The organism is Bacillota bacterium (genome assembly GCA_012518215.1).
GTDB lineage: Bacteria > Bacillota > Dethiobacteria > DTU022 > PWGO01 > JAAYSV01.
This window is the reverse complement of sequence record JAAYSV010000041.1, coordinates 52,248-69,950: the sequence shown is the minus strand read 5'-3', so window position 1 is coordinate 69,950 and position 17,703 is coordinate 52,248. Positions and strand designations below refer to the sequence as shown.

Sequence of the window (17,703 nt, the reverse complement as noted above, 5' to 3'; positions counted from 1 at the left end):
ATGGATCGACCCGAAACAACTGTGGGAGCGGCGGTACGGAATGCCACCGCTGCCCTCGGGAACGCGGGAATCGGCGGGAGCCGCGATGAAGCCGAAATAATCTTGGCGGCCGTGATGAAGATACCGCGCTGGAAATTGATCGTCGACAGCGGGCAGAAAATCCCCCCCCGTGTGGAGGAAGCCTACGAAAAAGCGGTTCTGGCCCGTGCCGGCCGTTGTCCCCTGCCCTATATCCTGGGCGTGAAGGAATTCTACGGAGCAGATTTTCATGTTTCCCCCGCAGTGTTGATCCCCCGTCCAGAGACCGAATTTGTTGTAGAAGCCGTGATGGCCGCTCTCGGGGAGAACGGTTCGGCAAAAGGTGAAGGTTTGAATATTATCGAGATGGGTACCGGAAGTGGTGCTATCGTGGTGACACTGGCGCGGCTCCTGCCTGCAGCCCGTTTTCAGGCCGTGGACATCTCCGCGGCGGCGCTCAGCATTGCCCGGAGGAACGCTCTGAATCAGGGCGTTGAAAAAAGAATCCGTTTTCTGAAAAGCGACTACTGGAAAATATTTGATGGCCGGGAAGAACGTTTCGAGGTGATCGTGTCCAACCCCCCCTACATCCCCAGCAGCAAGATCAAGACACTTTCACCCGAGATAAAGGACCATGAACCGACCCGGGCGCTTGACGGAGGCCGGGATGGTCTCGACAGTTACCGCTCCCTTCTGTCCGGATTGCGGGAACATGCTACCCCATCGGCACTGCTGGTCATGGAAATAGGCGTTGAAGTTGCGGATGCGGTCAAGGAATTATGCAAACAGGTAGCCATGGTTGCTTCCCTGAAGGTCATCAAAGACTACCAGGGTCACGACAGGGTGGTCGTGGCCCGGTTAAGATAAACTGCCTCTCCTCTAGAGATTTTTTCCCGTAGAGGTGACTGTTAGTTTCCCATGCAGGACCCCTTTTACACTCAACAGCTTGTCTGCGATTTCTTTTGCTTCCCTGACCTTGCCCTTGACCACGAGAATCTCGAGACAGTTGTGACGGTCAAGGTGGACATGCATCGTGGAAAGGATGAGCTGGTTGTAGGCATGTTGCAGTTCAGTCAAAAGATCGGAAAGCCCCCGTGTATGGTGATTGTAGACCAATGTTATGGTTCCTGCCACTTCCTCGTCTTCATCTTTCCAGTCCTGCTCCACGAGCTGATTGCGGATCAGATCCCTGATTGCTTCAGAACGGTTTTTGTAGCCCTTGTCCACGATCTCCTGATCAAAGCGGGCCAGAAGATCTTCGTCGATAGAGATGCCAAATCTGGTTAAGCCCGACACCCTGGCATACCTCCTTTTCCATTTTATCTGTACACGGATTGCTTGCAGTATTATAAATTATACCACAAACCATTCGATACTTATTATTGAAGTTGATCAATCTTTTTTTCGCTCAAACGGACCATGTGGCATCTATCGTTGGTTCGAGCCGATTTTTCTGCGCGCTCCCCGTATACACATCATGGAAAACCTACCCGGCCGGCACTCCCTGTATGGGCATGAAGCGGAACGGCGTTTTCCGGGCGAAGCTGCCCGGAATCAATTTTGACAATGCATTTTTTACCCCATTTGAAATGGATTGTTGCCTTCAAATTGCAAGCAATACTGTAAGAACGGTCTAAAGCAAACAAAATCTGGCAATAATATAATCAGAAAACAAATTGTTACCCGGGTGAGGAGGGGTGAGATGTTGCCGAGGAAAGTCCAGATAAGCGGGGTTAACACTTACAAACTTCCCGTGATCAACAACAAAAAAATGATCGAGCTGCTGCGTGATCTGAAAGATGGGGATGAAAGTGCACGGCAGAAACTTATCGAGGGGAATTTGCGGCTGGTCCTCAGCATCCTGCAGAGGTTCAAGAACCGGGGCGAATCCCTGGACGATCTCTTCCAGGTTGGATGTATCGGGCTGATGAAGGCCATTGACAATTTTGAACTTGAACAAAAAGTGAATTTTTCCACCTATGCCGTCCCCATGATCATCGGGGAAATCAAACGCTATCTTCGGGACAACAACAACAGCATCCATATCAGCCGTTCCATAAAGAACCTTGCCCACCGCATACAGCAGACGCGTGAGATGCTGACCAAGGATCACCTGCGTGAGGTCACCCTCAAGGAAATTGCCGCCGAACTTGATATCACCGTTGAAGAGGCTGTATTTGCCCTGAACTCATGCCATGACCCTCTTTCGCTGCATGACCCCGTCTTCAATGACAGTACCGATCCGGTCTATATCATGGATCTCATCAGCGACCAGTGCCAGACTGCTGAAAATTGGATTGAAAACATCGCTATCAAGGAAGCTCTGGACAAATTGCCACCCCGGGAGAAGGAAATCCTTGAAGCCAGGTTTTTTGAGGGGAAGACACAGCTTGAAATAGCCGGGGAGATTGGCATCTCCCAGGCCCAGGTTTCCCGGCTGGAGAAGGCGGCATTGAAATTTTTGCGCCATCGCTATTATCAGGAACAGAAAGAACAGAAAAAAAGGGAAGAAGGGGGGGTATAGATGGAACAGAAACAAAACCTGCGAACAATAATAAAAAAAAGTTTGTTTTGTTTGATTGTGGTTGCCCTTGCTCTGGCCATTCTGTTCGTCTACCGGTACGGCGATGCGCGTGGGGAGGATAAATGGGTTGTTCATGACCCCGCCGGGCCGATATTGAGGGTGCACATACTGGCTCATGACGACAGCCCCGCAGAACAGGAGTTGAAAAATAAGGTCAGGGATGAACTGCTGGCCTCTGTTGATCATTATCGCCATATCATTTCTTACGATGAACTGATAGATAATATCGGGAAAGAACTGGTGCCACTGGAAAACCATCTTCGTGGCCGATTGAAAAAGATGGACGGAGGTCTCGATCACCGTTTGAAGGTGGAGTTGAAGGAAGAATATTTTCCATTGCGGCATTACGGTGAAGAGATCTATCCCCCGGGTAAATACATGGCCCTTGTTGTCAGCATCGGTGATGGAAAGGGTCAAAATTGGTGGTGCCTTCTCTATCCGCCGCTTTGTTTCCCCCTGGCGGAGATGACCGATGAGATTGAAAAAGAGGAAGAAGACGAGCAGGCTGCCGTAGAAACGATGGCGACGGGAGAAAGCGAAAGCAGGGTTGATGAAGCCCTTGCAGAGACGTGGTGGAACGGGTTGGGGCGTTACCTTCCGGAAATTGAAATGAAGGGGCGGTGGAAAATCAAAATCTGGGAATGGATCAAAAACTGCATTGAAAAAGAATAGGGGATAACTTATAATGGTGCAGGATTGAAAAGGGGCTATTCATCCCGGAAGGATAGAAGCACACATGTGGTTGAATTTGATCTTCAGCTTGGTCGGAGGCCTGGGGCTTTTTTTTGTGGGGATACAGATGATGGCTTCGGGGATGCAGAAAGCGGCGGGAGACAAATTGCGGCGCATTCTGGAGGCTCTGACGGCCAACCCTTTGGTTGCCGTTTTCACAGGTATAGTTATTACCATATTGATTCAAAGCAGTAGCACAGCCACCGTGATGGTGGTCGGTTTCGTCAATGCCGGGATAATGACCCTCTCGCAAGCCATAGCCACGATCATCGGTTCCAACATCGGAACCACACTCACGGCCCAGATAATTTCGTTTAAAATAGATTTTCTGGCCCTGCCGGCAATCGGAGTCGGGGCCCTTTTGAATTTTCTGGGGAAGCGCCGGCTTCACAAGTACATAGGACAGACCATCCTTGGATTTGGCCTCCTGTTCATGGGGCTCATGACCATGTCGGCGGGTATGAACCCCCTGAAAGAAATGCCCGCTTTCCAGAACATGTTGATCTACTTCAGCGACTACCCTCTTCTGGGAGTACTGGCCGCGACAGCCTTTACCGCTCTTATCCAGAATAGCGGGGCGGTGACCGTGATTATAATCTCATTGGCACTGCAGGATGCGATCAGCTTTTCAGCGGCGGTTCCCTTTGTACTTGGTGCCAACCTGGGTACCTGCGTCACAGCGCTGATCGCCAGTTTCGGGGCCAGCCTTTCAGCCCGGAGGGCTGTTGCCGCGCATATCTTTTTCAATCTGTTCGGGGTGGTTCTGACCCTGCTACTGTTGAAACCTTTTACCTGGCTGGTGATGCATACGGCCTCGACCATTCCCCGGCAGATTGCCAATGCCCATACGCTGTTCAACGTATTTACAGCGGCAATCGTGATGCTCTTTTTCAACCGCTTCAATTACCTGATCGAAAAAATCGTGCCCGGCGAGGAGAAGGTTGTCGAGCGGGGCAGCAAATATCTTGACCGCCGTATGTTGAGGACCCCCGAACCGGCCATTGCCGGGTTGCGCCAGGAGATTATCCGCATGGGGGACATCGCCCGCGAGATGCTCAAAGAAGCCGTGGAGGTTTTTATCGGAAACGGGAAGAAGAAGATCAAACATGTCTATCAGATGGAAGAACTGGTGGATGGGATCGAGAAAGAGATTGCCTTTTTTGTGGCCGATCTTTCCCAGCATTCGTTGTCCTCGAGCCAATCCTGGGCGCTGGCCCGGATCATGTCGGCTTCCAACGACATAGAGCGTATCGGTGATCACGCCCAGAACATACTGGAACTGGCCGAGGAAAAAATTGAGAACAGGCTTCCTTTTTCTCCCGAGGCGCTCTCCGAATTGCGGCAGATGCATAAAAAAGTTGATGTTATGCTGGAAAAATCAATCCTCGCCTTCGAGCGTGAAGACGGAGACCTGGCCTGGACGGTCATCAAGAGCGATGATGAGATCGACCACATGGAGAAAAAACTTAGAAAACAGCATATCAGCAGGATCAATGAAAAAAGATGTTACCCGGCCTCGGGTGTGCTGTTCCTGGACGCCATAAGCAATCTGGAACGTGCTGCAGACCATACAGTCAACATTGCCGAATCCATCATCGGGGAATTTTAAAGGCCATCTCCATCACATCATCTGAAAGGACAGTTAACAACATGTCCGAGCCGACCACAGTTAAAGGAACGCTGGTACTGCATTACGGCAAGGAAAAAAATAATGAAATAAGAAGGGCAGCGGAAATCATCAAACGCGGAGGCCTGGTTGCTTTCCCCACCGAAACGGTTTACGGCCTCGGTGCTGATCCTGGCAACGACCGTGCTCTCGAAAGGATCTTTGCCGTGAAGGGGCGTCCGGCCGGCAAGCCGCTGATCATGCATATTGCAGATTTCTCCCAGGTGGCGGCTCTGGCCCATGAACCTCCTGCAGAAGTTGCAAAACTGGCCGGAACATTCTGGCCCGGTCCGCTTACCCTCGTCCTGAAAAAAAGAGAAAGGATATCGCCGCTGGTAACTGCTGGTCTGCCCACCGTGGCGATCAGGATGCCCGCTCATCCTGCGGCCCTGGCACTGATCGAAGAATGCGGATTTCCCGTAGTTGCTCCCAGTGCCAACCTGTCGGGAACCCCCAGCCCGACCGAGGCTGCTCATGTGATCGAGGATTTCGCGGGAAAGATAGATGCCATACTGACGGGGGGGCGTTGCCCCATCGGGATAGAATCGACGGTCCTTGATCTGGCCGGAGAAAAACCGGTTCTGTTGCGTCCGGGAAGCATCGGTCGGGAAGAATTGGCCTCGTGTTTGCAGGCTCCTGTCCTGATCGCGGGCGGGGAAGAATCCCCAGCATCGTTTCATCCGTCTTCCCGCCGCAGGCATTATGCTCCCCGGGCGGAACTGATCCTCTTCAGGGGTTTTTCTTCAAAAGTCGGTGAGAAGATGGCTTCTGTCTGTCACCGCCTGGTAGGCGAGGGCCGAAAAGTAGGGGTACTCTGCACCGCGGAAAACAGGGGCCATTTCCGCCAGGGCCTGATCCGGGTTCTGGGCCGGCAGGCGGCCTTGCAAGAAGTGGCTGCATCCTTTTACCATGCCCTGCGCGAACTTGACCGTTCGGGGGTTGACGTCATATTGGGCGAGGGCCTCTGTGAGGAAGATCCCCTGGGGTTGGCATTGATGAATCGCTTGCAGAAAGCGGCGGATCGTGTCGTGGATGTGATATAATACATGGGTAGATATTGCGGCGGGGGAAAGAATCGATTTGAAAAGAAAGAAAACCAAAGAGAGCAAACTTGTTGTTTTTGTCTGTACCGGCAACATCTGCCGCAGTATAATGGCCGAGGCCCTTCTCAGGCACCTCTGGTCCGACAAGGGGACTCATTCTCTTGATCTGGATGTCAGTTCGGCCGGATTGCATGCCTGTACAGGTTCCCGTGCCACGGACAAGGTGTTGTTCCTGCTGGGTGAAGAAGGGATTGATGTTTCTTCCCATCGTGCCCGGCAACTTACCCCGGAAATGATCGCCGAAGCCGACCTGATCCTGACCATGACCCGCGCACACAAAGCGCAGGCACTTTACATGGCCTCGGAAAAGGATGCCAGTAAAATAAAAACATTGAAAGAGTTTGTAAAGATTGCCGACGATGGCGATATCGAGGACCCGTACGGAGGAGATCTGGGTGTTTACGAATATTCTTTGCAGGAAATCCGGGCCTCCGTTTTGAAGTTATTGGCGATAATGGAAAACTATTTTGAAACCCCATAACTGATCTTGGAGGGATTTTGATGAAGATTGCTCTGGGTTGCGACCATGCCGGGTTCCGGTTGAAAGAAACTGTCAAGGAATATCTGCAGGGGAAAAATATCCATGTCTATGATTTTGGCACCTTTGATGAATCCCCCATAGACTATCCGGACATCGCCTATACTGTGGGGAAGAGCGTACAGGACGGCAAATTTGATTTCGGCATCATTGTCTGCGGGACAGGTGTGGGGGTTTCAATAACCGCAAACAAGATGCGGGGTATCCGTGCCGCTCTCTGTGGCGATACCTTTACCGCCCATGCGGCAAGGGAACACAACGATGCCAATGTCCTGACCATGGGTGCGCGAGTGATCGGCAAAGGGCTGGCTCAGGATATTGTCGATGCATTCATCAATACTTCCTTTGCCGGGGGGCGTCATCTGGAAAGAGTCAAAAAGATAAATATTTACGAGGAACAGGGCCATGAATGAACAAAGAAAATATGAGTCCGAGCTTACGGAAGGGGAGTAGATACATGCCCAAGGAATGCCATCAACTATTCGATGAGGCGGATCTTGGCCGTCTTGATCCGCAAATTGCAGAGGCCATTGCCAGGGAACAGCGCCGCCAGGAAGAAAAAATCGAGATGATTGCTTCGGAAAATTTCGTCAGCAAGGCGGTTCTGGAGGCGCAGGGCTCCATTCTTACCAACAAATATGCGGAAGGTTACCCCGGTGCACGTTACTATGGCGGATGTGCTTACGTGGACGAAGTGGAGGAGTTGGCCCGGCGGAGGGCCATGGAACTGTTCAAGGCGGAACATGCCAATGTGCAGCCCCATGCGGGAGCACCGGCGAACCTGGCTGCCTTCTTTGCTCTCCTTGCCCCCGGGGATCGTGTTCTGAGCATGGGCCTTTCGGATGGGGGGCACCTCACCCACGGCAGTTCCTCGAATATCTCCGGAAAATATTTCACGGTGAGCAGCTATGGCGTTGATCGAGAAAGCGGCTATCTGGACATGGAAAAGGTACGCCGCATCGCGCTTGAAAAACGTCCCCGGCTTATCATCTGCGGGGCAAGCGCCTATCCCCGGATCATAGATTTCAAAACATTTCGTGAGATTGCAGATGAATGCGGTGCATACCTGTTGGCTGACATTGCCCATATTGCCGGGCTGGTGATAGCTGGCTTGCATCCTTCTCCGGTTGAGTATGCCGATGTTGTAACATCGACCACCCACAAGACGATGAGGGGGCCGCGGGGAGGGTTCATTCTCTGCCGCCGCAAATTTGCCGCGATGATCGACCAGGCGGTGTTTCCCGGCATACAGGGTGGCCCCCTGATGCATATCATAGCGGCCAAGGCCGTGGCCTTCAAGGAGGCCATGGCTCCTGAATTCACTGTCTACCAGCAGCAAGTTCTCCAAAACGCACAGGTGTTGGCCACGGAGCTGATCGACCATGGCTTCGATCTGGTTACCGGGGGAACGGACAACCATCTGGTACTGGTTGATTTGAGAAACATTGGTATCACCGGCTCCGTGGCGGAGATGATCCTGGAGGATGTGGGTATCACCGCCAACAAGAATGCCATTCCTTACGATCCCCAACCCCACCAGGTAACCAGCGGGATAAGATTGGGAACCCCGGCAATCACGACCAGGGGCATGGGAACGGATGAGATGAAGATCATCGCCGCCGTTATCAACGAATCTTTACGCAACCCCGGCAGCGAAGACGTGATGCACAGGACACGCCAGAAAGTTGTCAAGTTGTGCGCGGAATTTCCTCTGTCATGACGATAAAAATTTCCGCGGCTTGCAGATTTTGTTTTGAAGGAGAGGTTTGAACCAGCATGCGCCCTTCCTGGGATGAGTATTTCATGTCTGTTGCCGAAGTGGTTTCCACCCGTTCTACCTGTTTAAGAAGGAAGGTCGGGGCAGTCATCGTTTCTGGCAGACGCATACTGACCACGGGGTACAACGGTGCTCCAAGCGGATTGGAACATTGTGAACGCCATGGATGTTTGAGGTTGAAACAAGATATTCCCCCCGGAGAACGTCATGAACTCTGCCGGGGGTTGCATGCCGAACAGAATGCCATCATCCAGGCAGCCCTGTACGGAGTTAGCATCAGGGGAGGGGTAATATACTGTACCCATCATCCGTGTGTGGTCTGTGCCAAGATGCTCGTGAATGCGGGCGTGAAAGAGGTAATTATCAAGGAAGATTACCCCGATGATCTATCCAAAGAAGTCTTCCGCGAAGCCGGGGTCAGGATAAAATTGCTGCAACCTTCTCATATTAAAAATATTTAATTAAATAATTTAATTATTTAGCAGGAAAAACAATAACTATGTCGAAACATGTATTTATAGAATGTGAAAGGGATAACTACTACAAAGAAAAAACAAATTTTGCGGAAAAAACGGATTTCCTCATTGGCTTTTTTAAATCGAAACAAAATATGGGCGGTCAGCTTTTATGCAATAACACCAGCAGATATAGAAACAGATAATTGTATAATCATGAATAGTGTGCAGATCAAGAAACAATAGAACGCTAAGAGCTGACTGCTTATTTTGAACGCCGCTTTCGAAAGCGGCGTTTTTTTGATTCTTGCCGTGGTATTTCTGTTCGCGGCACCACTTCCCTCATTCATATTCCACCCCGTTAATGGCAATAATATTTGAAAAATACTACCTTGGAAGGATCCAGAACATGCGTGTAAAAATGGCTATCATCTGTATCATCATCCTTGTTTCCGGAGCAGTTGCCATTGCCGGAGCCGGCCAGAATGAAAGGAACAGCAAAGGGCTGAAAATGATGGAAGAAGCCCTGAAAGAAATCGGGGTTGCGGAGACCAGCTGTACAGGGTTTTACGGAGCTACCTTCTGCCATGATTCCCCTTCCGTTGAAGAAATACTGGGCATATTTCGGGAAGCGGGTTTTGCATCGCCGGATCTGGCCAGAGGGTACCGCCGGGACAGGATCAGGGGGTGCCTGCCTTCCGGTGCCACCGGGGTCCTTCTTTTGTACAGCGAGGATGGCGGGCGGAAATCGCGTGTGGGTCTCAGTGTCACCGGTCAGGAAACTGACGCTGTTTGCAAAGCTGTCTCCGGAGTATCGCAAGGCCTGAAAAAATATACAACCGGCGGGACGAGCACTTTTACGCTCGCCGGTACCATTTACCGACATTCAAGCAAGGCGGATATGGTTTCGATCATGGAATGCATCATGGGGTCGATGGGGGGAACGATGATGGAGGAAAAGGGTGACCGGAATTCATTGAATGTATTGGGAAGCTCACCCTATTTTTCATCCGGAATAGACCTTGACGGTAAAAAGATCAACCTGAATCTGGTGGTCAAGTCTCACCATCAGGAAGATAGAACAAAAATTTATGCCGGAACTCCTTGTTTGTCAACGCCTTATTGAACGAAAGTGTACCTTTTTCGATTTTCCGATGTTAACGCCGGGCAGCAAAAACCGATTTATTATTCACCTTCTTCCGCCACCCTTAATACTAATATAATAAAAGGTCCAATATCAATGACAAAAGGAGTCTTTTTGTGGATATGATTGAGATCGAAGGAGGAAAACCCCTGCATGGTACGGTCAGAATAAATGGAGCAAAGAATGCTTCCCTGCCTATCATGACTGCCACATTGCTTACATCGGAACCGGTGATTATCGAAGATGTGCCCGACCTGATTGATGTGGAGATCATGGGCAGGATACTGGAAACACTGGGTGCGGAAATCCGCCATCGGAAAAAACAGAATCGGATCAACATTTATTTTCCCGAACTGCTGGACGACAGGGTTCCGCATGATCTGGTCAGCAGGATGAGAGCTTCCTTTCTGGTCATCGGCCCTCTTCTGGCCAGGCTGAAAAAAGCCCGGATCTCCTTGCCGGGAGGATGTGCGATCGGTGTTCGGCCCATAGACTTGCACTGGAAAGGGCTGGCGGCTCTGGGAGCGGAATTTATCGTTGGTAACGGCTATGTTGAAGCGGTTACCGATGGATTGAGGGGCGCGCATGTCTATCTGGATTACCCCAGCGTGGGGGCCACGGAAAATATCATGATGGCTGCCACCCTTGCCAGGGGTGTAACGGTGATTGAAAATGCTTCTCTTGAGCCGGAAATCGTTGACCTGGCAAATTTCCTTTCTTCCATGGGGGCGATTATCAGCGGTGCCGGAACGCCCACGGTGAAGATAGAGGGGGTAGAATCCCTCGGGGGAACAAGACACCATGTTATTCCCGACCGTATCGAGGCGGGGACCTTCATGATCGCCGTGGCGGCCACCGGCGGGAAGATCACGCTCCAGAATGTCGTCTTCGATCACCTCAAGCCACTGGTGGCCAAACTTGCGGAGGCGGGGGTGACTATCGAACAGACTGCAACAGGGGACATCGTGGTAGAATCGGAAAATAGGCTCCGCTCCGTGGATGTAAAGACACTTCCCTACCCGGGTTTTCCCACGGATTTACAACCACAGTTCTCCGTTCTGCTGGCGATAGCCCGGGGAGTGGGTATGGTGACGGAGACCGTTTTCGAAAACCGTTTCCGCCATGTCGAGGAACTGACCCGTATGGGAGCAGAAATAAAGGTGGAGGGGCGCAACCTGATCATTCAGGGGCATGAATGCATCTACGGCGCTTCCCTGAAGGCCACGGATCTCAGGGCGGCGGCGGCACTGGCTATCGCCGGCCTGGCTGCACGGGGCCGCACCGAAATTTCCGGGACGATGCATCTTGACCGGGGATACTACAATTTTGATCAAAAATTGAGAATGTTGGGAGCCCATGCCCGCCGCCTGGAGAAGGGTAGTGAGAAGACCCGGGCACTTTGAATCTTTCAGGCATAATCATGAAGACCATCCTCATATATTTTACCGTCAACCCCTCGGATGAGGGGTGTTTCACTTCTCATTCGATAAAGAGACGGGAGATAAAGGGCATTGCGTTCGATCTTGATCATGTACTCGCTTCTTCTGGTAGTCATGTTTGTATTGCCAGCCCTGGTCATGTGGCAAAATTTGACCCCCGGGGTACTACCATCTGCAAGTTACATCCCGACTGTTTGCCGGGGAATGGAGGGGGAATGCTCCGTGGACGAACGGGCATACAGTCTTGCTGACCTCGGTGCTGCCGGGGATGTTTTTGTCCGGGTTTATCATCCCCGTGAGCAGAAAGTAATGGAAATGAACCTGGAAGTATACCTGGCCGGGGTTGTTGCTGCCGAGATGCCGACCTCTTTTTCCATGGAGGCCCTGAAGGCGCAGGCGGTGGCTGCCCGAACCTACACACTGAAGAAAAGTCGGCTCTTTGGAGGTTCCGGATGTGTTCGTCACGGTTTTTACGCTGACATATGCACGGATAGCTCTCACTGTCAGGCCTGGAAAGAGACGGCGGATGAGCCGGAAAAATATCAGCGGATTTACCGTGCGGTTCACGAAACAGCCGGTGAGGTAATAACCTTCAATGATGAACTGATCCTTTCCTGTTACCACTCGACCTGCGGCGGGCGGACCGAGGATGCCGCAGCTCTGTGGGCAGGATCGGAACTGCCATATTTGAAGGACCGGGAATGCCTTTTCTGTTGCCATTCTCCCTATTACCGGACAGAGAAAATGGTCGCTCGTGAAGATGCGGCCCTTTTGGATCGGGGCGGTGATGGCCTGCATGTGCTTGCTTCCGGCGACGGGGCGGCCGTGCAGGTGGAAGAACTTACCCGCGGAAACCGGGTTTCGATTTTACGTATCGGGGATTGCAGGCTCAGCGGGTCTGAAGCCCGTGAACTTTTCAGTCTTCCCTCCGCTGCTTTCGACGTACAGGTGCATGAAGAGGGCCTGTTGTTTGAAAACAGGGGTTTTGGCCATGGGGTCGGTCTTTGCCAGTACGGGGCCGATGGGATGGCCAGAACCGGGTTCGGTTACGAGCAGATCATCCTTCATTATTACCCGGGCATCAAGATCAAGACAGTGTATCCCGACGGGAAAAAGGAACTTCCCCTGGTGGTTCCGCCCGGGGAATAAATTGGATCCTGGCGGGAGATACTATCTTTTTGAGGTGATGTCCGGTGAAAGAAAAAGTAGACAGAATAATCAATAATATGACCACGGTGTGGAAAAAGAACACCGCGAAGTTGGCCAGAGTCTTGAAAAGGTGGGGGCAGAGGGTAAAAAAAGCACCCCTTTATTTCAAGATCGCTGCAGTTTATATCGTGGCAACACTGGTGTTGACCGGGATATTTTTGTGGAAGGCCAGGACCTACTATCCCGAGATCCAGCTGGGCAGGGAAGGGATCGTCAGGAATGCTGATCATGGGGATGAAAAGGAGAGGCATTCCGGTTCGGTAGGCAGTGGACCCGCTTCGGAAGCGGTAATCGACTTGCAACCCGATGAGGCAGGTGGTGCAACGGACATGACCGTGGCCGATGGCGAGAGAACGGTCAATCCGGGGTTGCTCTGGCCCGTTGAGGGTGGCGCAAAAAATGTGGAAGTAGGATTTGGAGAAACGATAAGTTTCACTTCCAGGGGCAGTACCAGCACGCGCATACACAGAGGTATTGACATCTGTGTTCCCGAAGGCTCTGCCGTCATAGCTTCGGCGGAAGGGGAGGTGGTCGAGGTCAAAGAATTCGATGCCCTGTACGGCTCTTCCATCCTCATAAAACATGTTGATGATATACATACGTTTTATGGCAATCTTGCGGAAATAAACGTTCAGGCCGGGGATGGCGTCGAAGGGGGACGGATTATCGGCAAGGTGGGACGGAAGGCTATTCTTGATAGCGGGCTGGAGCGACCCTACCTGCACTATGAAATCCGGTTGGGGCAGAAAAGCGTGGACCCCATAAAATATTTGCCCTGAATGAACGTGTATTGATTCATTAAATCACCCTGCTGAACATAATTATAGCTAAGGATAATGTTAAAGGGGGCCGCCCGGTGCGGGGTTACATCGAGCAAAGGGTAATGGAAATTTCTCATTATATTCTGGAAACTGGGGCGACCGTAAGAAAAGTAGCAGCCGAATTTGGCGTGAGCAAGAGCACGGTACACAAGGATATAACCGAAAGACTTTCGTACCTGGATCGTGATCTGGCCAGGGAAGTGAAAAAAATACTGGAGAACAACAAAGCCGAACGCCATATCAGGGGAGGGGAAGCCACGAGACGAAAATATCTGGGAATCTGAACTGCGGGGGGTGATGGGCGGCAGGCCATCGTGGATGGTATGGGCCGGGGGATTGATTGTTAATCTGTTACAATATAAATTTGAAGGCCACAGGGCAGGTACGTGTACCCGCATCGAACTGCAATTGTTATTTTATTTTAATTGCAGTTATTTTTTATATGTAGAAGGATTTGAGGACAAAGTATCATATCTAGGAAATGGATGCTCCTTTTCCACTATATCTATATCTCGAGGGCTAAAATGTACAATTATCTGGGCAACGTCCATATCCATTCTACCTATTCGGATGGAACAGGAACGATAGAAGAGATCATCGGTGCAGCAAACAGGGCGGGGCTGGATTTCATCATCATCACCGATCATCGTACCCGGGGAGGAGCTGCCGAGGAAGGCAAATACGGGCACCTGATGGTCATCGTGGGCGTGGAGCTGCACGAGAAAGCCAACCATCTGCTGGCCTTCGGTACCCGTGATCCGATCGATGATTATACGGATACCCCGCAAAAATCGATTGATGCCATCAATCGGCAGGGGGGGCTCAGCTTTCTTGCTCATCCGGCGGAAACGGGATCTCCGCTGGTAACCGATGGGGCTGCCTTTCCCTGGAAAGATTGGTCAGTGAAGGATTACACGGGAATAGAGCTGTGGAACTACTGCTCGCAGTGGAAGGCGGGGGCACTCTCAGTCCCGAAAATTTTGTTCTGGTATTTTTTTGACCGTGATGGCCCCATCAAGAAGGGCCCTCCCGGGGAATTGATCGAGAGGTGGGATAAACTGACCCGGGAACGGAAGGTTGTGGCCATAGGGGGTACCGATGCCCATGCCATCAATCTCCGCCTGGGGATTTTCAAGGTGGTCATCTTTCCCTATTTCGATCTTTTTCGCACGATCAACACCTATGTGATGCTCGAGGAGAAAATGAGCACCAATTTCGAGAGAGCCAGGGATCAGATTTTCGATGCCTTGCGTGAAGGGCGTTGCTACATCAGCATGGACCGTTACGGCCGGAGCCGCCTTTTTTATTTCGGAGCTTTCAACCCTGAAAAAAAAGCCCACATGGGGTCCGAACTTGAATTCAGGGAGGGTACCTCCTTGATGATCCGAGCCCCGGGGCGCAAGCCGTTGATAAAAATAATAAAGGATGGCGAACAGGTGGGCGATAGAATCGGAAACAATCTGATCTTCAAGGTGCTGGAAAGGGGCACCTATCGCGTGGAAGTGTATCATCGCCCCAGGTGGGGGAAACCCCGCCCCTGGATTTACAGCAATCCGATCTATATCGTATAAAATTCATTTGATTATTTCAATCGATACGAGGAAGGAGCGGAAAGATGGCTTCCCGAAAAAAACCAACTTCGCGGGCAACCAAAATCCTGTATTCTGTCTTTATCGTCTTGTTTATCATCGTCCTCATTGCCAGTTTTTATTTTTACTCCTTGATGCAGAACATATTCTGTTCCGCACAGGATGAAAAACATTACGTTTCGCCCCGGCCCCCGCAAAAAAACAAAAACATAAACGTGCTCCTGCTGGGGATAGATGCCGATATCACCGACGGAAGCCGTACAGACACGATCATGGTCGTCTCTTTCGATCCGGAGGGGGAAGGGGCATCGATGCTTTCCATTCCACGGGATACCTACGTGAACATAAAGGGCTACGGCTATGACAAGATCAACCACGCTCATTCATACGGGGGGATCCCGCTGACCCTGGAAACTGTGGAGAAATTGCTGGGCCTGGAAATGAACTATTATGCCCGCATCAACCTGCAGGGTTTTGAAGCGATCGTCGATCTGCTGGGAGGAGTCGTTATCGACGTGGAACCGGAAATCGCCCGGGTTGAACCTATCCTGCGCAGCGGATCTCAACGGTTGTCCGGCAGGGAGGCGCTTTCCTATGTGCGGGTAAGGAAAGTAGGATCCGATTTCGGAAGGATCCAGAGGCAGCAGGAGTTCCTTCTGGCCGTTGCCAGGCAATCATTGAATGCTTCGAATGTGACCAAGATGCCCCGGTTTGTAAATTTGCTGGGTGACAACCTCATCACCAATATCCCCCCGCTTAAAATGCCGCAGCTCGGCCAGAAGTTGCTGCGCATCAATCTGGATTCGGTAAAAAGCGGTTACCTCCCCGGGGAGGATGCCTATATAAACGGGGTTTATTACTATATATTGGATGAGGCGGGCAAACAGCAGATGCTCAAAGATCTTGACATGCGTTGACCGGACTATTTTCCCTGCCCCAACACCAGATAGCCTCCCAGGGCCAGCGACAGAAGCCCCACCAGCTTGTACCAGTTGAAAGGAATGGACTGCAGGCCGAACAGGCCAGAATGATCGATGAGCATGGCGGTGGAAACCTGGAAGATAATGATGGCGGTGGTGGCACTGGCAACCCCGATCCGGGGGATGGCCACGACTACCCCGTAGATGATGGCCACACCGAGAATACCGCCCAGAAAACTGTACCACGGGGCCCGGCCCACATCGAACAGATTTCCGTCATTGAGTTTCAGGGCAAAGAGGATGCCCAGGAAGGCCAGGCCGATGACGTGGACGAGCAGGGTAGCCTCCAGCAGGCCTGTCTCCTTGCTTAAAACGGAATTTAATGAACCCTGGAGTGCCATTGCTGCTCCGGCCAGGGCGGCGATCAACAGGGCTGACCAATATGAATTCATCATTGTCTCCATGTTTGTAGCGGCCGACAGCAGCAGAGCGGCCGTTTACTTCAAGAAAGTCGGATCTAAACTTATTGTGGCATAATATGTTTGAAATATGCGCGCTGCCGGGAGATGAAAGGGTCGGTATTTCCCGGGAAATATCCATGAGAGTCGGGATAGGCAAAAAAAAGTCGCAAATCGGGAGAAATAATTATGAACGAAACAGGCCGTTTTTTTACGCTCACGATCGACGGGGCAGAGATCAAGGGTCAGGCTTTTGTCCCGGCCGGGGGGATGGATCGAGGGGCCGGGCTGATCATCTGCCATGGTATACCCTCCGGCAGCACCCATCGGAGCCCCAAACGGCAGGGCTATGAGCATCTGGGACGCTTCTTCTCCCGTCGGGGCCTGGCCACGTTGATCTTCAATTTTCGCGGCACCGGGTCAAGCGGAGGCAACCTCGATCTGGTCGATTGGACTGCAGATCTCCGGGAAGTTATCGACTATTATTTCCGCACCTGCGGGCCTCACCCTGCAGGCCTGATCCTGCTGGGCTTCAGCGCCGGCGCCGCCGTCTCGGTGGAGGTTGCCGCTCATGATCGGCGGGTTGCGGCCCTCGCCCTAGGTGCTTGCCCGCAGGACTTCAGGTTTTTTACCGAGCGGCTACCGGGGGTGGATCTGTGGGGCTGGTTCAAAGCGGCGGGGATGTTCCGGCAACCAGAGAGCCTGTCTTCCCCCGAGAAATGGTTGAAGAGGTTCCTGAGCGTATGCCCGGCAGATAGAATAGAGCAGATTTCACCCCGCCGCCTCCTGATCATGCACGGCGATGAAGACGAGATGGTTCCCTGTATGCACGCGGAAGAACTCTATCGGCGGGCGGGCAAGGGGATGGACAAGAGAATGGTTATCTTCCCCGGGGCCGGGCATCAACTGCGCATCTTGCGGCGAGTGTGGCGCTACCTGGCCCACTGGCTGGATGAAACGGCCACGCTGTGATCAAACCCTGCTTCAAGGTGGAATGATACCAGGAGTGGAAAGAGGCAAACCGTGGGAAAAGGAAGTGTTGGGACAAAAGATGATAAGGTGGCTTGAGCAACGAAAGAAAATTCAAGGGGGAATTTACACCATAAAATGGATTTTACACACCCGAGAAGTGTCCGGTATACTGGTGTAAATTCAGGTGGCAGTTTTGTAGGGGGTAGCAGGAAAGGCCACCGTTCCTCTGGAAACTTGTTAGACCAGATGATCATGTCCGGGCTGTATCCGGTTACCGG

The 17,703-nt window shown here is 51.9% G+C and carries 19 protein-coding genes; 17 read left to right on the top strand and 2 right to left on the bottom strand.

What is annotated here, in order from left to right:
- On the top strand, positions 1-885 hold the full coding sequence (gene prmC, locus GX364_06345; protein ID NLI70462.1) for a peptide chain release factor N(5)-glutamine methyltransferase: 885 nt from the start codon (positions 1-3) through the stop codon (positions 883-885).
- Positions 886-897: 12 nt separating this feature from the next.
- Here the strand turns inward: prmC and nikR are convergent, their stop codons facing one another.
- A complete protein-coding gene (nikR, locus tag GX364_06340) occupies positions 898-1,314 on the bottom strand; it encodes a nickel-responsive transcriptional regulator NikR (protein NLI70461.1) in 417 nt (138 codons plus the stop codon).
- Between the two features lie 406 nt (positions 1,315-1,720).
- Here nikR and sigG point away from each other — a divergent pair, with 406 nt between their 5' ends.
- From sigG to GX364_06265, 15 genes are all read left to right on the top strand, one after another.
- The gene (sigG, locus tag GX364_06335) at positions 1,721-2,542 is read left to right on the top strand and encodes an RNA polymerase sporulation sigma factor SigG (protein ID NLI70460.1); all 822 of its coding nucleotides are present in this window, start codon (positions 1,721-1,723) and stop codon (positions 2,540-2,542) included.
- Positions 2,543-3,274, top strand: coding sequence for a stage II sporulation protein R (locus GX364_06330; GenBank protein ID NLI70459.1), 732 nt, complete (start codon positions 2,543-2,545; stop codon positions 3,272-3,274).
- 64 nt (positions 3,275-3,338) lie between these two features.
- Complete coding sequence (locus GX364_06325; protein ID NLI70458.1) at positions 3,339-4,943, top strand: Na/Pi cotransporter family protein; 1,605 nt, start codon at positions 3,339-3,341, stop codon at positions 4,941-4,943.
- Between the two features lie 41 nt (positions 4,944-4,984).
- Positions 4,985-6,043, top strand: a complete 1,059-nt coding sequence (locus tag GX364_06320; protein NLI70457.1) for a threonylcarbamoyl-AMP synthase — start codon at positions 4,985-4,987, stop codon at positions 6,041-6,043.
- A gap of 37 nt (positions 6,044-6,080) precedes the next feature.
- Positions 6,081-6,584, top strand: coding sequence for a low molecular weight protein arginine phosphatase (locus GX364_06315; protein ID NLI70456.1), 504 nt, complete (start codon positions 6,081-6,083; stop codon positions 6,582-6,584).
- Between the two features lie 20 nt (positions 6,585-6,604).
- Positions 6,605-7,054 carry a ribose 5-phosphate isomerase B gene (gene rpiB / locus GX364_06310; protein ID NLI70455.1) on the top strand — a complete coding sequence of 150 codons (450 nt, stop codon included), beginning with the start codon at positions 6,605-6,607 and terminating at the stop codon, positions 7,052-7,054.
- A 44-nt stretch (positions 7,055-7,098) separates the two neighbouring features.
- Positions 7,099-8,361 (top strand): serine hydroxymethyltransferase, encoded by a 1,263-nt coding sequence (locus tag GX364_06305; GenBank protein NLI70454.1) that lies wholly within the window; start codon positions 7,099-7,101, stop codon positions 8,359-8,361.
- Positions 8,362-8,417: 56 nt separating this feature from the next.
- Positions 8,418-8,879, top strand: coding sequence for a cytidine deaminase (locus GX364_06300; protein ID NLI70453.1), 462 nt, complete (start codon positions 8,418-8,420; stop codon positions 8,877-8,879).
- 403 nt (positions 8,880-9,282) lie between these two features.
- On the top strand, positions 9,283-9,999 hold the full coding sequence (locus GX364_06295; protein NLI70452.1) for a hypothetical protein: 717 nt from the start codon (positions 9,283-9,285) through the stop codon (positions 9,997-9,999).
- Positions 10,000-10,133: 134 nt separating this feature from the next.
- Entirely contained in the window at positions 10,134-11,420 is a 1,287-nt protein-coding gene (murA, locus tag GX364_06290; protein NLI70451.1) for a UDP-N-acetylglucosamine 1-carboxyvinyltransferase, read from the top strand.
- 108 nt (positions 11,421-11,528) lie between these two features.
- Positions 11,529-12,605, top strand: a complete 1,077-nt coding sequence (spoIID, locus tag GX364_06285; GenBank protein NLI70450.1) for a stage II sporulation protein D — start codon at positions 11,529-11,531, stop codon at positions 12,603-12,605.
- A 44-nt stretch (positions 12,606-12,649) separates the two neighbouring features.
- Entirely contained in the window at positions 12,650-13,444 is a 795-nt protein-coding gene (locus GX364_06280; GenBank protein ID NLI70449.1) for a M23 family metallopeptidase, read from the top strand.
- A 77-nt stretch (positions 13,445-13,521) separates the two neighbouring features.
- A complete protein-coding gene (gene spoIIID / locus GX364_06275; GenBank protein ID NLI70448.1) occupies positions 13,522-13,770 on the top strand; it encodes a sporulation transcriptional regulator SpoIIID in 249 nt (82 codons plus the stop codon).
- A 240-nt stretch (positions 13,771-14,010) separates the two neighbouring features.
- Positions 14,011-15,057 carry a CehA/McbA family metallohydrolase gene (locus GX364_06270; GenBank protein NLI70447.1) on the top strand — a complete coding sequence of 349 codons (1,047 nt, stop codon included), beginning with the start codon at positions 14,011-14,013 and terminating at the stop codon, positions 15,055-15,057.
- Positions 15,058-15,101: 44 nt separating this feature from the next.
- On the top strand, positions 15,102-15,992 hold the full coding sequence (locus GX364_06265; protein ID NLI70446.1) for an LCP family protein: 891 nt from the start codon (positions 15,102-15,104) through the stop codon (positions 15,990-15,992).
- Between the two features lie 5 nt (positions 15,993-15,997).
- Here the strand turns inward: GX364_06265 and GX364_06260 are convergent, their stop codons facing one another.
- Positions 15,998-16,447, bottom strand: a complete 450-nt coding sequence (locus tag GX364_06260) for a DMT family transporter (protein ID NLI70445.1) — start codon at positions 16,445-16,447, stop codon at positions 15,998-16,000.
- A 195-nt stretch (positions 16,448-16,642) separates the two neighbouring features.
- On the opposite strand from GX364_06260, the gene GX364_06255 reads away from it, so the two are divergent.
- Positions 16,643-17,425, top strand: coding sequence for an alpha/beta fold hydrolase (locus tag GX364_06255; GenBank protein ID NLI70444.1), 783 nt, complete (start codon positions 16,643-16,645; stop codon positions 17,423-17,425).
- Positions 17,426-17,703 lie beyond the last annotated feature (278 nt).